The sequence below is a fragment of the Enterobacter sp. PL_is514 genome (assembly GCF_055816715.1).
The window spans coordinates 442,904-460,831 of sequence record NZ_JBVPGN010000034.1 but is presented as its reverse complement, the minus strand read 5'-3'; the positions used below and the strand labels follow the sequence as shown (position 1 = coordinate 460,831).

Genomic DNA, 17,928 nt, shown 5'->3' with positions numbered 1-17,928 from the left:
GATTTCAGAACAAACCGCAACGCTGTTTGCTGCGGGTTTCAGCCTCCTGATAGAGCGCAAACTCGTCATACACCGGACAGCCCAGCGCGTCTTCAAACGCATCGCGGCTGGCGTTACCGTGGCTGCGGGCCTGGGTTTCGTTCCCGAGATTAGACTGGAAAATCCCCGCAGCGCTGACCGGGAGGAAATCTTCGTAGGTGATCGGCTGGGCAACCACCCATCCGCGCTCAATCAGCGGCTGCGGATCGTCTCCCGGCCGGAACGCGTGGCGATGCGCTTCACCCGCAGGCGTCAGACGGTAGCGGAAATAGGCCAGCTCCTGACGGCGCATTAACAGCTCGCTGTCCGGGAAAGCGCCAAAGATCTCCCGCAAATGCAGCTGGTGCGTGAGGTTATCTTTGCCGGTACCGGCCTGGGCGAGAAGGCTATCGTACAGTTCCCGGCCTTTCGGCGTCAGCGCCACGCCGCGCTGCTCAATCTCACCGAAGCGCGCGGTGTGGGTGCCCTTATGTTCCCCGGCAAACAGCACCGGCTCTTCCAGTGCCTTAAAGCTGGTTTGACGCAGTAAGACGGGTACCTCGCGACGCGGCGGGCCTTCAATCAGAATTTTTGGCTCGATACCGTACTTCGGCATCAGCTCCTGCACCCGGTCAATATCCAGCGTGCGCGGCGTGAGGTGATTAATATGGCAGCCCGGGAAGCAGACCACGTCGGCAATCAGGCGATGCTCGTTGCTCAGGGCCAGATAGGTCTCCTGATCGACCGTCGCATGGCGGTGCCAGCGGAAGGTTTCCAACGCTTCCTGTACAAACTCGTGGGCCTGTGCGTCAGTAAAGTGCCCTTCCGACTCGTGGAGGTCGATCAGTTCCAGACAGCGGGGGGTAAAGATGTTCCGGTGAGAGAGGATCTCTGCGGCACGTTCGCGCAGCGCGACGTTTTCAATCAGCTCAAGGCGCAGCAGCGAGGTAAAGATACGAAACGGATTTCGACACAGCGCCGCATCATCGATTGGGCGAAACGCCGTTGAGTGGACCGGTACCCCCGCCTGAGAGAGATCGTAATAGCTGACCGGGTACATGCCCATAATGGCAAACATACGGCGCAGGGTTGAAAGTTCCTGTGCCGTGCCGACGCGGATCGCCCCGTGACGCTCAACGTTCAGGCGCGCAAGCTCATCGGCGTTAGCCAGTTGTTCATGTAATAGTGGATTATTTTCCAGAACCGCCAGGTTTACGTCCGCAACCAGTTCGAGCAAGGTGCCGTACTGCGGAACTTCCTGCTGGTACATCGCCGACATAGCCTGCGAAAAGTGTTCCCGAATGTCATCAGCCGTGATGGTGTTCGCCATGATGTCATGCCTCCAGTGAATATTACCTGGAGTGTAGAGAAACCCGTTCCTTCCGGGGGGAAGAATTTCTGATTTGTGATCTTAAGACGACAGTGGTCAAACCGTGTGCTACTGGCCCCCGAACGGAACCGCCCTTTCGACCTGAACGCTATTATCCAGGATTTTCCTTATAATTATTTAGGGTTCCGCTTTCTAGCTATAAAGGAGTATTTTTTGTTTTTCTCCTGACTGCAAATTAATCAATTTGAGCATGCCATTATTTTTATCCTCACCTTTCAAATTTTTAGCTCTAAGTTAGGATTAATCCGAATGGTCGTTTACAAGTCATTCCTGCCTATCCATATTTCCATTTTAAGCGAAGCGCAAATTTACAAATACTTAAAAATAACGCAACCGCAAATAGCAAAACGCATTTGACGGATGACGTACAGCGACTAGAGTTATTACTCGAACGACGAGTGATACGGAAATATTTTCGTATCGTACTGACATAACCAATATATGACTATGAGGTTTAATATGGCAGAGCATCGTGGTGGTTCCGGTAATTTCGCTGAAGACCGTGAAAAAGCATCAGAAGCTGGACGTAAAGGTGGCCAGCACAGCGGTGGTAATTTTAAAAACGATCCGCAACGCGCATCTGAAGCGGGTAAGAAAGGGGGACAGAACAGTCACGGCGGAGGCCGTAAATCTGATAACTCCTGATCTTATTTAAAACTCTTTTAATAAAACCAGAGAGCATGCTGCGGGCTGAAAAGCTCGCAGTACCCTTTCATTATTTTACCGGAGCGTAATTATTATGAATATGAAAAGTGTTGAGGATGTATTTATTCATCTTCTGTCGGATACCTACAGCGCAGAAAAGCAGCTTACCCGCGCGCTGAGCAAGCTCGCCCGCGCCGCGTCCAGCGAGAAGCTGAGCGCCGCTTTTACCGCACACCTTGAGGAAACGCAGGGTCAGATTGAACGTATTGACCAGATCGTCGAGCAGGAAGACGGTATTAAGATCAAACGCATGAAGTGCGTGGCGATGGAAGGCTTAATTGAAGAAGCCAACGAAGTCATCGAAAGCACGGAAAAAAACGAGGTGCGTGATGCCGCGTTAATTGCTGCTGCACAAAAAGTTGAGCATTACGAAATAGCCAGCTACGGTACCCTTGCCACATTAGCAGAACAACTGGGCTATAAAAAAGCCGTTAAACTTCTTGCCGAAACCCTGGAAGAAGAAAAAGAGACCGACCTTAAACTCACCGACCTGGCCGTTGGAAATATTAACCAAAAAGCGCAGAAATGACGCAATAATACAGGTTAAATAAAATGAGCATCAGTCCCAGGACAATTAAACGGTGCCATTTAACGGCAGCCATAATATGGTTCATTCTCGCCACCCCTTCCGTAATATGGTGGAAGAACAGCGTGCTGTGGGTCATTATCATCAGTATTTACGCCAATATTGTCGGCCATTTATCTGGCTACAGTGCCGCGCGTGCCGATCAGGCTGCTGAAAGTGAGACCAAATAAGCGAACCCTCCTAATGAGGATACAATGATGAATCACGTAGAACACTACCATGACTGGCTACGCGATGCCCATGCGATGGAAAAGCAAGCCGAATCTATGCTGGAATCCATGGCCAGCCGTATCGATAATTATCCTGATGTTCGCGCCAGAATTGAACAGCATATTAATGAGACAAAACGGCAAATCACATTGCTGGAGGAAATCCTCGACCGTAATGATATTTCTCGTTCGGTCTTAAAAGACTCGATGAGCAAAATGGCGGCGCTGGGGCAATCCATCGGCGGCATGTTCCCTTCAGACGAAATCGTGAAGGGCTCGATCAGCGGCTATGTTTTCGAACAGTTTGAAATCGCCTGCTATACCTCCCTGCTCGCGGCGGCGAAAAAAGCAGGCGATGTCGCCTCGGTCCCCGCTATCGAGACGATTCTTGCTGAAGAACGTGAAATGGCCGACTGGCTGATTCGCCATATCCCGCAAACGACGGAACAGTTCCTGCTGCGTTCAGACGCATCGGGTGTCGAAGCGAAAAAATAATCCACAGGAGAGTGCCTATGTTTCGACACGTCAAACAGCTGCAATACACGGTTCGCGTCGCCGAACCCAACCCTGGCCTTGCCAACCTTTTACTGGAACAGTTTGGCGGGCCGCAGGGCGAACTGGCCGCCGCCTGCCGCTACTTTACGCAAGGGTTGAGCGATGACGATCCGGGCCGCAAGGATATGCTGATGGATATCGCCACCGAGGAGTTAAGCCACCTCGAAATCATCGGTACCCTGGTCGGAATGCTGAATAAAGGTGCCAAGGGCGCGCTGGCGGAAGGGGTGGAAAATGAGGCCGAGCTGTATCGCTCCATGACCGAAAACGGGAATGACAGCCACATCACCTCCCTGCTCTATGGCGGCGGTACCCCGCTCACTAACTCTGCGGGCGTACCCTGGACCGCGGCCTACGTCGATACCATCGGGGAGCCGACGGCGGACCTGCGCTCAAACGTGGCGGCCGAGGCCAGAGCGAAAATCATCTATGAACGGCTGATCAACGTGACCGACGATCCCGGCGTAAAGGACGCGCTGGCGTTTCTGATGACGCGTGAGGCGGCGCATCAGCTCTCCTTTGAGAAGGCTCTGCAGTCCATCCGTAATAACTTCCCACCGGGGAAACTGCCGCCAATCGAGGAATTCACCAACAAGTACTACAATATGTCTGAAGGTGGAGAGGTTCGCGGAAGCTGGAACAGCGATAAACACTTCGATTACGTTGAGTTCCCCCAGCCTGCGGTGGATGGCGGCGATGGCAGTGCCAGCGTCACGCTCACAACCGAGCAGGCAACCCTGGTCAAGGCGATGTCTGCCCGCACGAAATCCGATCCACATTCCGACCCGCTGACCGGTGCCGAGCTGGGTGCCGGTAAGACTAAACCGTAATCGGTTTGCCGGGCAGCCCTGAACTGCCCGGCAATTCGCGTGCCCCATCGTTTCAGAGGTACGGACCATGTTCGAACTCGATGCATTTCATCTGGCAAGAATTCAGTTCGCTTTTACCGTCTCGTTCCACATCATGTTTCCCGCGATCACCATCGGCCTTGCCAGCTATCTGGTGGTGCTGGAGGGCATGTGGCTGCGCACCAAAAACGACGTCTGGCGATCGCTATACCATTTCTGGCTCAAGATATTTGCCGTTAACTTCGGCATGGGCGTCGTTTCCGGGCTGGTGATGGCGTACCAGTTTGGCACCAACTGGAGCGGGTTCTCCCAGTTCGCGGGCAGTATTACCGGCCCGCTTCTGACCTATGAGGTCTTAACCGCCTTCTTCCTGGAGGCCGGTTTCCTCGGCGTCATGATGTTCGGCTGGAATAAGGTCGGTCCCGGCCTGCACTTCTTTTCAACCTGCATGGTAGCGCTCGGCACGCTGATGTCGACCTTCTGGATCCTCGCCTCCAACAGCTGGATGCATACGCCGCAGGGTTTCACTATCGAAAACGGGCAGGTGATCCCGCAGGACTGGCTGGCCATCATCTTTAACCCCTCCTTCCCTTACCGCCTTATCCATATGGCTATCGCCGCGTTTCTCAGCAGTGCGCTGTTTATCGGGGCATCGGGGGCATGGCATCTGCTGCGCGGTAACGATACGCCTGCCGTCCGCACCATGTTTTCCATGGCGATGTGGATGGCGCTGCTGGTCGCACCCATTCAGGCGGTGGTGGGCGATATGCACGGCCTGAACACGCTTGAGCATCAGCCGGCCAAAATTGCCGCCATTGAGGGACACTGGGAAAATCCCCCCGGCGAGGCCACCCCGCTGCTGCTGTTTGGCCTGCCGGATATGGAGGAGGAGCGCACCAAATACGGACTGGAGATCCCCGCGCTCGGCAGCCTTATCCTGACGCACAGCCTGGACAAACAGGTCCCCGCGCTGAAAGACTTTCCGAAAGAGGATCGGCCAAATTCGACCATCGTTTTCTGGTCGTTCCGCGTGATGGTCGGGATGGGGCTGCTGATGATAACTCTCGGCCTGGTTAGCGTCTGGCTACGCTATCGTCATCGGCTTTACCATTCGCGCCCGTTCCACTGGTTTGCCCTCTGCATGGGGCCTGCCGGGCTGCTGGCGCTGCTCGCCGGCTGGGTGACCACCGAAGTGGGCCGACAGCCGTGGGTGGTCTATGGTTATCTGCGCACCATCGACGCGGTATCGCTGCACAGCACCCTACAGATGAGCATCAGCCTGCTGGCGTTCTTCGTTGTCTATTCATCCGTGTTTGGCGTGGGCTATGTTTACCTCATCCGGCTGATTAAGAAAGGTCCGCAGCCTGTCGATACGCTGACCTCAAACACCTCGGGCACGCCTGCCCGTCCGCTGTCTGCCGCTGAATCTGTTCCGGAAGAGGAGAGAATCTGATGGGCGTCGATATCTCTGTTATCTGGTTTGCCATCATCGTCTTTGCCACGCTGATGTACATCATCATGGATGGCTTTGATTTGGGCATCGGTCTGCTGTTTAACTTCGTGGGCGATGCGAAAGAGCGTGATGTGATGGTCAACAGCGTGGCGCCCGTCTGGGACGGCAACGAAACCTGGCTGGTACTCGGCGGCGCGGGGCTGTTCGGCGCGTTTCCGCTGGCTTATGCGGTCATTATTGATGCGCTGACGATCCCACTCACCGCGATGCTGATCGGTCTCATCTTTCGCGGCGTCGCCTTCGAGTTCCGCTTCAAAGCCACGCCGTCGCACCGCAAATTCTGGGACTACTCCTTTGCCGGCGGCTCCCTGCTTGCCACCTTCAGCCAGGGCGTGGTGGTGGGGGCCGTGATCAACGGCTTTGACGTGGAGGGCCGACGTTTTGTCGGCTCTGCGCTGGACTGGCTCACCCCCTTCAACCTCTTCTGCGGCATCGGACTGGTCGTCGCCTACACGCTGCTGGGCACCACCTGGCTCATTATGAAAAGCGAAGGCGCGCTGCAGGTCCGCATGCGCGAGCTGACCCGCCACGTGCTGCTGGCCCTGATGGTGGTTATCGCGGTAGTCAGCATCTGGACGCCGCTCGGCTGGCAGTACGTGGCCGACCGCTGGTTTACCTTGCCCAACTTCTTCTGGTTCCTGCCGGTTCCTCTGCTGGTCGGGCTTTTCAGCGTGCTGATCTGGCGCCTGACCCGCAATCCGGACAGCCACTCTCGCCCTTTCCTGCTGACGCTAGGGCTTATTTTCCTCGGGTTTAGCGGGCTCGGCATCAGCCTCTGGCCGAACATTATTCCGCCGCGCATCACCCTGTGGGAAGCCGCGGCCCCGCCTGCCAGCCAGCTGTTTATGCTGGTAGGAACATTACTGATTATTCCGGTGATCCTGGTGTACACCGCCTGGAGCTACTACGTCTTTCGGGGAAAAGTTTCGGATACTGAAGGCTATCACTGAGGAACGCTATGACGGACTGGCATACACGAGCCATCATTTATCAGATTGATACCGCGCTATTTTATGATTTGAACGGCGATGGCTGCGGGGACATCGCCGGGATCGCGGCGAAGCTGCGCTACATTCGCCGGATGGGGGCGACGGTCATCTGGATCACCCCGTTTTACCTGACCCCTTTTCTCGATGAAGGCTATGACGTCAGCGACCATCTTCAGGTGGACCCCCGCTTCGGAAAACTGGCCGATATCATCGCCTTTATCGAACAGGCCCGCGAGCTTGGCATGCAGGTGATTATCGAGCTGCTGATCCAGCACACGTCGGACGCACATCCCTGGTTCCAGCAGGCGCGCCGCAACCCGGCGTCACCCTATCGTGATTATTACCTCTGGTCGGATAACGACGAGGACGATACGCCCCCCATGTTCCCCGGCGTGGAGAAGAGCATCTGGAGCTGGGACGACGAGGCGGGACAATACTACCGGCACATGTTTTATCGCCACGAGCCGGATCTGAACCTCACCTCGCCCGCGGTGCTGAAAGAGATTGAGAATATCATCCTCTTCTGGCTCAAGCTGGGCGTGTCGGGGTTTCGCCTCGATGCCGCCTCCCACCTGACCACGCAGGCGGGAAACGGTGATGAAAAAAAGGGCCTGTGGATCCTCGAGCATATGCGCCGTCTTATCGAACAGCGGAATCCGGACGCGATCCTGCTGGGTGAGGTGGACGTCGAGGTAGAGGCCTATCAGGACTACTTTGGCAATAATGACCGCCTGAATCTGGTGCTGAATTTCTGGCTCAACAAGTATTTCTACGTCAGCCTGGCCCGCAAAAGCGCTCGCCCGCTGCACAACGCGGTGAAGAAGACGATCGTCCCGCCTGATGCCTGCTGTTTTGCCAACTGGCTGCGCAATCACGACGAGCTGGATCTGGAAGGCATCAGCCAGAAAGACAAACAGTTTGTCCTCGATACCTTCGCCCCTGATGAGGAGATGAACGTCTATCAGCGCGGGATCCGCCGCCGCCTGGCGCCGATGCTTAATGGCGATCGGAAGCGGCTGGCGTTCTGTCACGCGGTGCTGTTTTCCCTGCCGGGTGTCCCGGTGATGCGCTACGGCGACGAGATAGGTATGGGTGACGACCTGGAGCTGGAGGAGCGCTACGCCGTTCGCACCCCGATGCAGTGGGCGGGGTCACAAGGGGGCGGTTTCTCCGCGGCCGACCCTGAAAAATTTATCGCCCCAATTATCGACCATGGCCCTTACCGCTATCAGAAAGTCAACGTCGCCGATTCGCTCCTTCACCACAACTCGCTCCTGCACCGGATAATCGATATTGCCAATACCCGCTCGGAGTTCCCCGAAATTGCCGTTGCGCCTTTTCGACTTATCACAATCGATAATGACGCAGTGCTGGGCATCTATTACGAGACCGACGAGCGCAGCATCCTGACCTTCGTCAACTTTAGCGACCAGCCGGTGCAGTTCACCGCAAAAGGGATCCGCAACGCCACCTGGACCGCCTGTCTCGAGGACAAGCGCTACGATGACGCGCTGATTTGCGGTAAAACCGTTGAGCTCAGCCTTGGCGGCTACGGCTATCGCTGGTTCTGGACGCACCGTAGCGCGCTGCGCTGATTACGGTTTCCGGCGGGTTATCAGACGCGTCAGCACTATTCCTGCCACCGCGAGCGCGCCCAGCGCCACTTTACCCGGCATGCCGGAGGTGACGGACGGCGCGCGGGTTTTCGCCTCGTCAGTAAAGCGGCCATGGATTTTATGCAGATCGTTAACCGGCTGGTCGAGGTAGTCCCGGCGATCCGGCGCGTTCAGATCGTCGGTCATCTGGCCTTCCCAGGCTTTCCTGACCATCAGCCGGTCCAGAAAACCCGGGAAGAGAAACTGCCCGACAATCGACTGGATGGTGCTGCTGCCTACCCACAGCTCGCGAACCGGTTTTTGCGCCACCCTGAAGATAGCGCTGGCGGCCACCTCAGGCTCAAAGACCGGCGGCACCGGCCGCATCGCCCAGGCGAACTTATTCCTCGCCCATTCGAACTGCGGGGTATTGAGCCCCGGCATCTGCACCATCGAAAGCTGAACCCGGCTGTTCTCATGCATCAGTTCCGTACGCACCGCATCGGTAAACCCGCGGATCGCCGCTTTGGCCCCACAATAGGCTGACTGCAATGGAATGGAACGGTAGGCCAGCGCGGACCCCACCTGGATAATCACGCCCCTGTCGCGCGGAACCATCAGTTCGAGAGCGGCGCGGGTGCCGTTCACGTAGCCGAGGTACGTCACCTCAGTCACGCGACGAAACTCGTCCGGCGTAAGGGTGCGAAACGGTGCCAGCACGGCCCCCATGGCATTGTTGACCCAGACATCAATCGCGCCGAGGCGATACTCAATTTCGTTAGCCGCATCCACCATCGCCTGACTGTCGGCGACGTCAGCCTGCACGGCGTGCGCATTCACGCCGAAGCGGCGCAACTCTTCCTGGGTGGAGTGCAGGCTTGCCTCATCGCGGGCGATGAGGCCAACATCGTAACCTGCCTTTGCAAAGTGCAGCGCCGTGGCTTTTCCAACGCCCGCCGTCCCACCGGTAATCACTACGACCGCCATAGAACCTCCTCGTGAAATCAACCGTTATGCCCGTCCGACAATGCTGCCAGCAGCTCGGCCAGCGAGAAATGCACCGCTTTTTCCACCACGTCCTGACAGTCACCGGAGAAAAGCACGGTGCGAGTCTTCGTCTCGCCGCGGATGTTCCACGCAAAACAGACCGTCCCCGCCGCCGTGCCGTCGTCGCCCCCTTCCGGGCCTGCGTAGCCGCTGATGGCGATGCTGATATCCGCCTGCGCGATGTCGCGAATACTGGCAGCCATCTCGGTCACCGTCTGTTCACTGACGGCGGTATACCGCGCAAGCGTTTCAGGGCGCACGCCGAGGATCCGCGTTTTGGCTTCGTCGCTGAACACGACCAGGCCGACATCATAAAATTCGGCGGTATTTTCCTCAGCGCAAAGCGCCACCGAGAGCTTGCCGCCCGTGCAGGATTCCGCGGTGGTTAAGCGAAGTCCGAGATCGGTTAATTTGCTTGCCAGCTTTTTTGTTAGTTCACCCACGGTATAATTGTTGTCGTGAAAAAGATTGCTCATCTTTCCGCCTCTTATTTCTCGAAAGGAATGATTGATATATGTCCATTGCGTTCAAGTATGGCATATTTAATATCGCTCATTTCTGTAATTCCATTATTTTGCCGGGCTGACACCAGAATGTCATCGCAGGAGACATCCACATTTTTCAGTTTATCGGCTAACGGCACGCCGTTCTCAACCAGAATCACGGGAGTGCCATCCAGAATATTCTCAACCGGGGAAAAATATTTCTTCAACAGTCCAAATATAATATCTACCACCACCAGCGTGGTAATGGTAATCATCGCGCCGGTGACGGAGAAATCTTGTCCGAGAAGCGCCTGCTGAGTAGCTTCACTAATTATCAGGAGCAGAATGAGATCAAAGCTGGTCATCTGCAACAGCGCGCGACGTCCGGCCACTTTAAATACCACCATTAGGAACAGATAAATCGCCAGCGCGCGAAAGACCATATCCATATTAGCCTCCTACGGGTAAATGAATTGCCAGATGTTAATCTCCGGCTCGCTGTTGACGCGGATGACTGTGTTCCATTTACCGGCTCTGGAAGGCGTGGTGAAGAGTAACACAGAGAAGCTGCCTGACTTTTTCAGATTGTTATAGACATAATAGAGGGTCTTCCCTCGGCTGAACATGCTGTCAGGCTGCGGCCAGACGCTGCCAGGCTCGTAAACCTCGCTGCTCTCGCTGGTCATGCTGAGGACATACTTTCCCTCTGTCTGCACCGGGAACGCCAGCTCCATTCGCGTTTCTGTCTCCCGCCGTCCAAAGCGTTCATAGTTTATGGTCAGTGATTTAGCGGAATTCATTTTGACCGTGTCGCTGACCATTCCACTGGAAAACAGACCGGCAATCGCCGCGACGATAATAGCCAACAGAACAATAAAACCGACCTGACGAAACGCGTATTCAAACGTCAGCAAACGGTAACGCTCATCTATCCCGGGTAACTTTTCATTTTCACGCTTCATGGTCATCGTCACCGTTTCGCTTATTATCCGATAAGTTTGATTTTTCACGCGAATGTTTTTAGGACTTATCACATTTGCCACATAAAGGAATAGCAACAATACTTAATAAGTCAAGACACCCAAAATGAAGGATATCGGATGAAATTATCACTTATTTCCGCTTTATTGATATTTCTGGTTCCAACCGCATGGGCTGATAATAACGGCGGGTTACAAAAAGGTGAAGCCCCGCCGCCACCGCACGCGCTTGATAGCGGATATCGCGGAACCGACGATGCGCGTATTATGACCATCGATCAGGCAAAACAAATGCACGACGGTGCGACAATATCATTACGCGGTAATCTTATTGATGGTAGCGGCGATAAGTTTGTATTTCAGGATAAAACCGGAAAAATCGACGTTATTATTCCCCAGGCAGTTTTCGACGGCAGAACGGTAAAACCCGACCAGATGATCAGTATCAACGGTTCGCTCGATAAAAAATCATCTCCTGCCGTCGTCCGTGTTGATCGTTTGCAGAAATAATTCAGCGAAGCGTTAACGCTGCAGTTATCCATCAAATCTCACCCCTTGGCTTAAGGAGTCAGCTATGAGTGATACAAAACAACGTACGAACGCTTACCCGCAGCCCCCGTTCCCGGAACAGCCGCAAACGCCGCCGGGACTGGCATCCGAAATGCAGCCTGTACCCGACCACGGGGAAAAAAGCTATAAAGGACATGGCCGCCTTGCCGGCAAAAAAGCGCTGATTACCGGCGGAGACTCCGGTATTGGTCGCGCGGTCGCTATCGCCTATGCCCGTGAAGGTGCTGACGTTGCCATCAACTATCTGCCTGAAGAAGAAAAAGATGCCTCTGAGGTCATCGACCTGATCGAAGCGGAAGGTCGCAAGGCCGTCGCGCTGCCGGGGGATGTCCGGGACGAAACCTTCTGTCAGAATCTGGTCGAAGAAGCCGTGTCGAAACTGGGCGGGCTGGACATTCTGGTCAATAACGCGGGGCGTCAGCAGTTCCGTGAATCGCTTGAAGACCTGACCACCGAGGATTTTGACGCGACGTTTAAAACCAACGTCTATGCCCCTTTCTGGATCACCAAAGCGGCCCTGCGCCACCTGAAAGCCTCCTCCGTTATCATTAATACCTCCTCCGTTCAGGCGGTGAAGCCCAGCCCCGTTTTGCTGGACTACGCCCAGACGAAAGCCTGTCTGGCGGTATTTACCAAATCCTTAGCCAAACAGCTGGGTCCAAAAGGCATTCGCGTCAACGCGGTTGCCCCTGGGCCTTACTGGACGGTACTGCAGTCCAGCGGCGGGCAACCGATGGAAAAAGTAAAGGAGTTTGGCGGAGATACACCGCTGGGGCGTCCAGGTCAGCCCGTCGAGATTGCCCCGCTGTACGTCACGCTGGCCTCGGATGAATGTTCATTTACGTCCGGCCAGGTGTGGTGTTCTGACGGCGGTGACGGCGTGATCTAACCGCTTAACCCTTTCCCCTCAGTAATGAGCAATAATGAACAAGGACGTTCGCTCTTATTCCCCTGCCGAAAAACATGTTGTAACTCAAACAGATCAAATGTTAAAAATATTTTGCTATCAGGTTATCAAAATTAAACAACTTAACTTGTCACCCGCATCGCTCTGTTTTTAACATCGCCTATGGAAAAAAATGGTCTGTTCAGTCAGCGCATACGCTTGCGCCATTTGCATACATTTGTGGCCGTCGCTCAACAGGGAACGCTGGGGCGTGCGGCTGAAACTCTTAACCTGAGCCAGCCTGCGCTCTCGAAAACCCTCAACGAGCTGGAACAGTTGACCGGTGCCCGTCTTTTTGACCGCGGGCGGCTGGGCGCACAGCTTACCATCGTGGGCGAACAGTTCCTTACGCACGCCGTTAAAGTGCTGGATGCGCTCAATACCGCGGGCCAGTCCCTGCATCGAAAAGAAGCGCAATCCAGTGAGGTGGTACGCGTGGGCGCCTTGCCTACCGCAGCGCTGGGTATTCTTCCGCCGGTTATCGGCCAGTTCCACAAGCAGCAGCGGCATACCACAATTCAGGTTGCCACCATGAATAACACCATGCTGCTCGCGGGGCTGAAATCGGGCGAGCTGGATATCGGTATCGGTCGCATGTCCGACCCTGAATTGATGGGCGGTCTCAATTACGAACTGTTATTCCTGGAGTCCCTGAAGCTGGTGGTTCGTCCCAATCATCCCCTGCTGCAGGACACGGTGACGCTAAGCCGGGTCATGGAGTGGCCGGTAGTGGTGTGCCCGAAAGGGACCGTCCCCCGCCAGACCGCCGAATCCTTGCTGCAGATGCAGGGATGTACGCTCCCTTCAGGGTGTATCGAAACGCTGTCGGCCTCGCTTTCACGCCAGCTCACCCTGGATTATGACTACGTCTGGTTCGTTCCCTCCGGCGCGGTAAAAGATGATTTACGCCAGGGGACGCTGATCGCCCTGCCGATTACCTCCCCAGGTGCCGGGGAACCCATCGGCATTTTGACCCGGGTGGATACCCCCCTTTCCACGGGCGCACAGACGCTGCTGAGCGCTATCCGTAAATCAATGCCGGTATAACACCTTTTTCACCCCTCACCCTAACCCTCTCCTCTTAGGGGAGAGGAGACTAGCCCGTGCGTTAATCAATTAATGCGGAATAATTCATTAACAATTGCGTAAAACAATTTAACAGTTTTATCATAACGGTGAATTCACCAAATGGTTCGCAAATCATTTTATAAAACCGAATTCACTCGTATTAATCATTATTCCTCCCGCAATTATTACCCAACTGGTACATATCCGACGCTGCGGGGGGATCGAAAGGAGAAAGACATGGCATTTGGCAGCGCGCCGCGCGGGATACCTCGTATTCTGCAGTGGCTTCTTGCCGGACTGATGATGCTCATCGGTCTGGCGGTCGGCGGGTTGGGCTTTAAGCTCGCCACCGTAGGCGGAAGTGGATACTTCCTGATCATGGGCGTGGTGATGGTGATTGCCGCGATCCTGATTTTCCTCAACCGCACCAGCGGGATCGTGCTTTACAGCATCGCATTTATTGTCTCGCTGTTCTGGGCGGTAAGCGATGCGGGCTGGGATTTCTGGCCGCTGTTCTCTCGCCTGTTTACCTTTGCCGTTCTGGCCTTCCTCTGCGCCATCGTCTGGCCTTTCCTGCGTGCTGCGAACCGCAGCGCCGCGAACAAGGCGCCCGCTTTTGGCGTCGCGGCCGTGCTCGCGGTGGCCATGCTGATCAGCCTGGGCTGGATGTTTAAGCCGCAAACCCTCGTGGCAGCGAACGAACCCGTGCCGGTGAAACCCGTCGCACCCGGCGAGCAGCAAAAGAACTGGGAGCACTGGGGCAACACAACCCACGGCGACCGTTTCGCCGCGCTGGACCAGATTAACAAGCAAAACGTCAGCTCGCTGAAGGTCGCGTGGGTTGCGCACACCGGCGATATTCCGCAGAGCAACGGCTCGGGCGCGGAAGATCAGAACACGCCTCTGCAGATTGGCGACACGCTGTACGTCTGTACCCCATACAGCAAAGTGCTGGCGCTGGACGTGGATTCCGGTAAAGAAAAATGGCGTTATGATTCCAAAGCCACCGCACCGAACTGGCAGCGCTGCCGCGGTCTGGGCTACTTTGAAGATCATGTAAACGTGACAGCGTCACAGACCGGGACATCACCAGCGGCATGCCCTCGCCGCCTGTTCCTGCCCACCACCGATGCCCGTCTGATTGCCATCAACGCGGATAACGGCAAGGTCTGCGAAGACTTTGGTGACCATGGCACCGTGGATCTGAGCGTCGGCATGGGCGAGATCAAGCCCGGGTATTATCAGCAGACCTCCACGCCGCTGGTTGCCGGGAACGTTGTTGTCGTCGGCGGTCGCGTCGCGGATAACTACTCTACCGGCGAACCGCCGGGCGTGGTGCGCGCCTACGACGTTCATACCGGTAAGCTGGCCTGGGCGTGGGATCCGGGTAATCCGAACCTGACCGGCCTGCCGCCGGAAGGCCAGACCTACACCCGCGGCACGCCGAACGTCTGGTCAGCGATGTCTTATGATGCAAAACTCAATCTGATTTATTTGCCAACCGGCAACGCCACCCCGGATTTCTGGGCGGGCGAGCGTACCGCGCTGGACGATAAGTACAGCTCCTCCATCGTCGCCGTCGACGCGACCACCGGTCAGGTGCGCTGGCATTTCCAGACCACCCACCACGATCTGTGGGATTTCGACCTGCCTTCCCAGCCGCTGCTGTACGATCTGCCAGACGGTAAAGGCGGCACCACGCCTGTGCTGGTGCAGACCAGCAAGCAGGGCATGATCTTCATGCTTAACCGCGAAACCGGCAAGCCGGTGGCGAAGGTGGAAGAACGCCCCGTTCCGGCGGGTAACGTTGAGGGTGAACGCTACTCCCCAACCCAGCCGTACTCCGTTGGCATGCCGATGATTGGCAACCAGACGCTGACCGAGTCCGACATGTGGGGCGCGACGCCTGTCGACCTGCTGCTGTGCCGCATCCAGTTTAAAGAGATGCGTCATCAGGGCGTCTTCACCCCGCCGGGCCTCGACCGTTCCCTGCAGTTCCCTGGCTCACTCGGCGGGATGAACTGGGGCAGCGTCTCCGTTGACCCGAACAACAGCCTGATGTTCGTCAACGATATGCGCCTGGGTCTGGCAAACTACATGGTACCGCGCGCGAACGTGGCGAAAAACGCCAGCGGCATCGAGATGGGAATTGTTCCAATGGACGGCACGCCGTTCGGCGCGATGCGTGAACGCTTCCTGTCACCGCTGGGCATTCCGTGTCAGAAGCCGCCGTTTGGCACCATGTCAGCCGTTGACCTGAAAACCGGCAAACTGGTGTGGCAGGTTCCTGTCGGCACGGTGGAAGATACCGGCCCGCTGGGTATTCGCATGCACATGCCAATCCCGATCGGTATGCCAACCCTGGGCGCGTCGCTCTCTACCCAGTCCGGCCTGCTGTTCTTTGCCGGTACCCAGGATTTCTACCTGCGCGCGTTTGATACCGCCACCGGGAAAGAGATCTGGAAAGACCGTCTGCCTGTCGGTAGCCAGTCCGGCCCGATGACCTACGTGTCGCCGAAAACCGGTAAGCAGTACATCATCATTAACGCCGGTGGCGCCCGCCAGTCGCCGGATCGCGGTGATTACGTTATCGCGTACGCGTTACCCGATAAGAAATAAGATGTGAAAAAGGGACCGAAAGGTCCCTTTTTTGTAGGTCAGTTTTTGTAGGTCGGGTAAGGCGAAGCCGCCACCCGACACAACACGCCACTCAGAACGTCTCCCAGTTATCCCCGGAAACCGTCGCCGCCGGGCGCAACGGTGCATTCTTCGCCACTGGCGCAGAGATCACCGCGCGGCCCGACTTTGCACCGTTCAACCGAAACGCGCCAACCGCCTCGGTCAGACGCGCGCCCTGTTCTTCCAGAGACGCCGCCGCCGCGGAGGCTTCTTCCACCAGCGAGGCGTTCTGCTGGGTCACTTTATCCATCTCAGAAATCGCCTGGCTCACCTGGACGATACCGCGACTCTGCTCATCGGACGCCGCGGCGATCTCCAGCATGATGTCGGTGACGCGTTTCACCGCTTCGACGATTTCATTCATGGTGTTACCGGCGGCAACAACCTCGCCGGAGCCCTGGTCGATCAGCGATACCGATTCGTTAATCAGGCTTTCGATCTCTTTTGCGGCATTCGCACTGCGGCTTGCCAGAGTGCGCACTTCACTTGCCACCACGGCAAATCCGCGCCCCTGTTCACCCGCACGTGCCGCTTCTACCGCCGCGTTAAGCGCCAGGATATTGGTCTGGAACGCAATGCTGTTAATCACTGCGGTAATCTCAGAGATCTTCTTCGAGCTGCTGGAGATATTGTTCATGGTTTTCACCACGCCGGAGACCATCTGGCCGCCGCGGCTGGCTTTACCGGAGGCATCTTCCGCCAGCTTGCTGGCATGATGGGCGTTATCGGCGTTCTGTTTCACCGTCGCGGTCAGCTGTTCCATGCTCGCGGCGGTCTGCTCAATGGCCGCAGCCTGCTGCTCAGTGCGCGAAGAGAGATCGGTGTTACCGGCTGAAATCTCGCTGGTGCCGCGGTAGATCTCCTCCGCCCCCTGACGTACGGTGCCCACGGTGTTTTCAAGCGAGTGCTGCATGGTTTGCAGATCGCGCGTCAGGCGGCCGATTTCGCTGCGCCCCGCCACGTCGTCCGGCATCGTCAGGTCGCCCTTAGCGATATTCTCGATACGTTTCGCTGCACGCTGCAGCGGATTGATTACCGTGCGGCGCAGCACGACAAAGGTCATCGCCGTCAGCACCAGCGCCAGCGCAAACGCGCCTACCATAAACATCAGGCCCAGCTGCGTGCGGCTGTGCGCCTGCGCCGTCAGCGCATTCGCACGGTCGGTACGGATCTTAATCGCCTTCAGCAGAACGGCGTTGTAAGCGTCATCCAGCGGGCGCGCCGTTTCGTTTTCGTGGTTGATGATCGCTTCGAACATGCCGTTTTTGGCAAATTTCACCATCGGCTGCATGCCCGCGATATAGGCGTCGTACCGCGCCTTGAGATCCTCATCCAGCGCTGCGTCCTCAGCGGTACGCACGGCACGATTCATATAGGCGGTAAAGCTCTCCTGGGACTGCTTAATACGCTTTTCAGCCTCGCTGATGTTCTGCTTCATCGCATCCATCTCCGCGATACGGCTTGCCGCACCGGCGTGGATCAGGTTGATACGCGCGGTTCGCAGATGGTTTGAGCTGTTCGACAGCCCCATACGCACCTGAATTTCGGAAGTGACATCCTGCTGATCGCGATCGGCCTGCAGCAGGAAATAACCCGCCAGACCCGAGCTCAAGGCAAACAGAAGAATAATGCCACCGAGAATGGAGGAAAACAGCGGAACCAGCCTGATGTGATGCAAGAAGCTCAGCTTGCGCTGCGCCAGCATCGAAGTAGTGTTGTCCATGACCGTCGACTCTCTTATAGGT

At 56.3% G+C, this 17,928-nt stretch carries 18 protein-coding genes; 12 read left to right on the top strand and 6 right to left on the bottom strand.

Annotated features, from left to right (window positions below):
* Window positions 1-4: 4 nt before the first annotated feature.
* Window positions 5-1,348, bottom strand: a complete 1,344-nt coding sequence (hglS, locus tag AC0TNG_RS17795; RefSeq protein WP_473702478.1) for a 2-oxoadipate dioxygenase/decarboxylase HglS — start codon at window positions 1,346-1,348, stop codon at window positions 5-7.
* 519 nt (window positions 1,349-1,867) lie between these two features.
* Here hglS and AC0TNG_RS17790 point away from each other — a divergent pair.
* From AC0TNG_RS17790 to AC0TNG_RS17755, 8 genes are all read left to right on the top strand, one after another.
* Window positions 1,868-2,053, top strand: a complete 186-nt coding sequence (locus tag AC0TNG_RS17790) for a con-10 family general stress protein (RefSeq protein WP_004150795.1) — start codon at window positions 1,868-1,870, stop codon at window positions 2,051-2,053.
* Window positions 2,054-2,147: 94 nt separating this feature from the next.
* The gene (locus tag AC0TNG_RS17785; RefSeq protein WP_023311678.1) at window positions 2,148-2,642 is read left to right on the top strand and encodes a YciE/YciF ferroxidase family protein; all 495 of its coding nucleotides are present in this window, start codon (window positions 2,148-2,150) and stop codon (window positions 2,640-2,642) included.
* A 23-nt stretch (window positions 2,643-2,665) separates the two neighbouring features.
* The gene (locus tag AC0TNG_RS17780; protein ID WP_414670216.1) at window positions 2,666-2,869 is read left to right on the top strand and encodes a hypothetical protein; all 204 of its coding nucleotides are present in this window, start codon (window positions 2,666-2,668) and stop codon (window positions 2,867-2,869) included.
* A gap of 27 nt (window positions 2,870-2,896) precedes the next feature.
* The gene (locus tag AC0TNG_RS17775) at window positions 2,897-3,403 is read left to right on the top strand and encodes a ferritin-like domain-containing protein (RefSeq protein ID WP_024908416.1); all 507 of its coding nucleotides are present in this window, start codon (window positions 2,897-2,899) and stop codon (window positions 3,401-3,403) included.
* 17 nt (window positions 3,404-3,420) lie between these two features.
* On the top strand, window positions 3,421-4,293 hold the full coding sequence (locus tag AC0TNG_RS17770; protein ID WP_024908415.1) for a manganese catalase family protein: 873 nt from the start codon (window positions 3,421-3,423) through the stop codon (window positions 4,291-4,293).
* A 67-nt stretch (window positions 4,294-4,360) separates the two neighbouring features.
* On the top strand, window positions 4,361-5,764 hold the full coding sequence (locus AC0TNG_RS17765) for a cytochrome ubiquinol oxidase subunit I (protein WP_473712867.1): 1,404 nt from the start codon (window positions 4,361-4,363) through the stop codon (window positions 5,762-5,764).
* A complete protein-coding gene (gene cydB, locus AC0TNG_RS17760) occupies window positions 5,764-6,774 on the top strand; it encodes a cytochrome d ubiquinol oxidase subunit II (protein WP_048991113.1) in 1,011 nt (336 codons plus the stop codon). The genes AC0TNG_RS17765 and cydB overlap by 1 nt, the downstream gene beginning before the upstream one ends.
* Before the next feature lie 8 nt (window positions 6,775-6,782).
* Window positions 6,783-8,408 carry an alpha-amylase family protein gene (locus tag AC0TNG_RS17755; RefSeq protein ID WP_473712866.1) on the top strand — a complete coding sequence of 542 codons (1,626 nt, stop codon included), beginning with the start codon at window positions 6,783-6,785 and terminating at the stop codon, window positions 8,406-8,408.
* Here AC0TNG_RS17755 and AC0TNG_RS17750 read toward each other — a convergent pair whose 3' ends face one another.
* The 4 genes from AC0TNG_RS17750 to AC0TNG_RS17735 are packed head-to-tail and all read right to left on the bottom strand — an operon-like array spanning window position 8,409 to window position 10,902.
* Window positions 8,409-9,395 (bottom strand): SDR family oxidoreductase, encoded by a 987-nt coding sequence (locus AC0TNG_RS17750; protein ID WP_061715179.1) that lies wholly within the window; start codon window positions 9,393-9,395, stop codon window positions 8,409-8,411.
* Between the two features lie 17 nt (window positions 9,396-9,412).
* A complete protein-coding gene (locus AC0TNG_RS17745) occupies window positions 9,413-9,931 on the bottom strand; it encodes a 2-oxo-tetronate isomerase (protein WP_032647124.1) in 519 nt (172 codons plus the stop codon).
* An 11-nt stretch (window positions 9,932-9,942) separates the two neighbouring features.
* On the bottom strand, window positions 9,943-10,389 hold the full coding sequence (locus AC0TNG_RS17740; RefSeq protein ID WP_473712865.1) for a DUF421 domain-containing protein: 447 nt from the start codon (window positions 10,387-10,389) through the stop codon (window positions 9,943-9,945).
* A 9-nt stretch (window positions 10,390-10,398) separates the two neighbouring features.
* Window positions 10,399-10,902, bottom strand: coding sequence for a hypothetical protein (locus AC0TNG_RS17735; RefSeq protein WP_473712864.1), 504 nt, complete (start codon window positions 10,900-10,902; stop codon window positions 10,399-10,401).
* Window positions 10,903-11,040: 138 nt separating this feature from the next.
* On the opposite strand from AC0TNG_RS17735, the gene AC0TNG_RS17730 reads away from it, so the two are divergent.
* The 4 genes from AC0TNG_RS17730 to AC0TNG_RS17715 all read left to right on the top strand — a co-directional run bounded on the left by AC0TNG_RS17730 (window position 11,041) and on the right by AC0TNG_RS17715 (window position 16,123).
* Window positions 11,041-11,430, top strand: a complete 390-nt coding sequence (locus AC0TNG_RS17730) for a YdeI family stress tolerance OB fold protein (RefSeq protein WP_024908408.1) — start codon at window positions 11,041-11,043, stop codon at window positions 11,428-11,430.
* A 64-nt stretch (window positions 11,431-11,494) separates the two neighbouring features.
* Window positions 11,495-12,379: an SDR family oxidoreductase gene (locus AC0TNG_RS17725; RefSeq protein WP_048991107.1), complete on the top strand. Its 885-nt coding sequence runs from the start codon at window positions 11,495-11,497 to the stop codon at window positions 12,377-12,379.
* A gap of 180 nt (window positions 12,380-12,559) precedes the next feature.
* Entirely contained in the window at window positions 12,560-13,483 is a 924-nt protein-coding gene (locus AC0TNG_RS17720; RefSeq protein ID WP_024908406.1) for a LysR substrate-binding domain-containing protein, read from the top strand.
* A 258-nt stretch (window positions 13,484-13,741) separates the two neighbouring features.
* A complete protein-coding gene (locus tag AC0TNG_RS17715; RefSeq protein WP_473712862.1) occupies window positions 13,742-16,123 on the top strand; it encodes a glucose/quinate/shikimate family membrane-bound PQQ-dependent dehydrogenase in 2,382 nt (793 codons plus the stop codon).
* A gap of 91 nt (window positions 16,124-16,214) precedes the next feature.
* Here AC0TNG_RS17715 and AC0TNG_RS17710 read toward each other — a convergent pair whose 3' ends face one another.
* Complete coding sequence (locus AC0TNG_RS17710) at window positions 16,215-17,906, bottom strand: methyl-accepting chemotaxis protein (protein WP_473712861.1); 1,692 nt, start codon at window positions 17,904-17,906, stop codon at window positions 16,215-16,217.
* Window positions 17,907-17,928 lie beyond the last annotated feature (22 nt).

Bases quoted from the DNA above. Each gene is read 5' to 3' on its own strand.
- AC0TNG_RS17745 (WP_032647124.1), bottom strand. From the start codon at position 9,931: ATGAGCAATCTTTTTCACGACAACAATTATACCGTGGGTGAACTAACA.
- AC0TNG_RS17750 (WP_061715179.1), bottom strand. From the start codon at position 9,395: ATGGCGGTCGTAGTGATTACCGGTGGGACGGCGGGCGTTGGAAAAGCC.
- AC0TNG_RS17775 (WP_024908416.1), top strand. From the start codon at position 2,897: ATGAATCACGTAGAACACTACCATGACTGGCTACGCGATGCCCATGCG.
- AC0TNG_RS17715 (WP_473712862.1), top strand. From the start codon at position 13,742: ATGGCATTTGGCAGCGCGCCGCGCGGGATACCTCGTATTCTGCAGTGG.
- AC0TNG_RS17790 (WP_004150795.1), top strand. From the start codon at position 1,868: ATGGCAGAGCATCGTGGTGGTTCCGGTAATTTCGCTGAAGACCGTGAA.
- cydB (WP_048991113.1), top strand. From the start codon at position 5,764: ATGGGCGTCGATATCTCTGTTATCTGGTTTGCCATCATCGTCTTTGCC.
- AC0TNG_RS17725 (WP_048991107.1), top strand. From the start codon at position 11,495: ATGAGTGATACAAAACAACGTACGAACGCTTACCCGCAGCCCCCGTTC.
- AC0TNG_RS17740 (WP_473712865.1), bottom strand. From the start codon at position 10,389: ATGGATATGGTCTTTCGCGCGCTGGCGATTTATCTGTTCCTAATGGTG.
- AC0TNG_RS17780 (WP_414670216.1), top strand. From the start codon at position 2,666: ATGAGCATCAGTCCCAGGACAATTAAACGGTGCCATTTAACGGCAGCC.
- AC0TNG_RS17785 (WP_023311678.1), top strand. From the start codon at position 2,148: ATGAATATGAAAAGTGTTGAGGATGTATTTATTCATCTTCTGTCGGAT.
- AC0TNG_RS17720 (WP_024908406.1), top strand. From the start codon at position 12,560: ATGGAAAAAAATGGTCTGTTCAGTCAGCGCATACGCTTGCGCCATTTG.
- AC0TNG_RS17765 (WP_473712867.1), top strand. From the start codon at position 4,361: ATGTTCGAACTCGATGCATTTCATCTGGCAAGAATTCAGTTCGCTTTT.
- hglS (WP_473702478.1), bottom strand. From the start codon at position 1,348: ATGGCGAACACCATCACGGCTGATGACATTCGGGAACACTTTTCGCAG.
- AC0TNG_RS17730 (WP_024908408.1), top strand. From the start codon at position 11,041: ATGAAATTATCACTTATTTCCGCTTTATTGATATTTCTGGTTCCAACC.
- AC0TNG_RS17710 (WP_473712861.1), bottom strand. From the start codon at position 17,906: ATGGACAACACTACTTCGATGCTGGCGCAGCGCAAGCTGAGCTTCTTG.
- AC0TNG_RS17755 (WP_473712866.1), top strand. From the start codon at position 6,783: ATGACGGACTGGCATACACGAGCCATCATTTATCAGATTGATACCGCG.
- AC0TNG_RS17735 (WP_473712864.1), bottom strand. From the start codon at position 10,902: ATGAAGCGTGAAAATGAAAAGTTACCCGGGATAGATGAGCGTTACCGT.
- AC0TNG_RS17770 (WP_024908415.1), top strand. From the start codon at position 3,421: ATGTTTCGACACGTCAAACAGCTGCAATACACGGTTCGCGTCGCCGAA.